The 749-nt window shown below is 35.0% G+C and carries 1 protein-coding gene; it reads left to right on the plus strand.

Going from position 1 to position 749, the window contains the following annotated elements; all coding sequences use genetic code 11:
• Positions 1 to 425: 425 nt before the first annotated feature.
• The coding region (locus R7O13_RS26490; RefSeq protein WP_412125731.1) for a hypothetical protein at positions 426 to 749 on the plus strand (324 nt) is incomplete at its 3' end.

Raw genomic sequence — 749 nt, forward strand, 5'->3', positions numbered from 1 at the left:
TAATAGATAATTTCTATTTTGGCTTGGTTTGATAAAATGATGACTTATCTAGTAGTCATCATTGTTTTCATCTACAACGCTGTGTTACTAGTTTGAAGTTGTTGTCAGATAATTCTGATAACCGTCGTTTCATATAAATTTAAATATCATAATCAGTTACCTTTCACCTATCTACTAATTCATGTTTTAAATCTAACGATATAGCCAGATCCTATGGTTTTCGAACGTTATAAATTATTGGATGTGCAATCATAAGATTATATATCTACCTATTTATGGTTATCAAATAAAAAATTGACCATATCGTGACATTTATTGATTAATTATCGTCAAAAATTCGTCGCCTCAAAATTTTGACGATTTTGTGTTCATTTTACTCTCGGTAATTCATAAGAATTTTATATAAATTGGAAAGTACTGTGTCGATGGTTCAGCGTTGTTTTACCTTACTCTTAGTTGCCTTATTTACCTCTGCAAACGCTCTAGCAGCAGGAGAGGTGGAAATTTCATTTAGTCCTGCTTCTGGGAGTCATTATGAAAATGGTGAAGAAATTTCGTATTCGATTGAGGTAAAAAATACAACGGCGGACACAATTGCAGATGTCTCAGTGATAAACGCGGTTTGGGATGTCATGTCGGGCGACCAAAAAGCCTTTCAGAGCGTATCGATATCAGACACTCACAGTCTAGGTTCAATCGCTGGTAGTTACGTATCTAGCAATGCGAACTTAGAAGTGACTGGCGCGACA

Source organism: Vibrio sp. Y176, from assembly GCF_033438945.1.